The sequence below is a fragment of the Allobaculum fili genome (assembly GCF_020969955.1).
Taxonomy (GTDB): Bacteria; Bacillota_I; Bacilli_A; order Erysipelotrichales; family Erysipelotrichaceae; genus Allobaculum; species Allobaculum fili.
In genome coordinates this window covers 1-299 of sequence record NZ_JAHDSX010000140.1, presented here as the reverse complement: position 1 = coordinate 299, position 299 = coordinate 1, and the positions used below count along the sequence as shown (strand labels likewise).

Genomic DNA, 299 nt, shown 5'->3' with positions numbered 1-299 from the left:
CGCCCTCTTAAGACTCGCTTTCGCTTCGGCTTCGCGTTTTCCCGCTTAACCTTGCATTCAAAAGCAACTCGCCGGTTCATTCTACAAAAGGCACGCCATCACCCTTGGTCGGGCTCTGACTTCTTGCAGGCATACGGTTTCAGGTTCTCTTTCACTCCGCTTGCGCGGTTCTTTTCACCTTTCCCTCACGGTACTCTTCTCTATCGCTCACTCTTACTTATTTAGCCTTGGCGGATGGTCCCGCCTGCTTCCAACAGGATTTCACGTGTCCCGTTGTACTCAGGATTCCGCTCCTTACT

1 rRNA gene is annotated in these 299 nt (G+C 52.2%); it reads right to left on the bottom strand.

What is annotated here, in order from left to right:
* Positions 1-299, bottom strand: a 23S ribosomal RNA gene (locus Afil_RS10840); the annotation flags it as partial.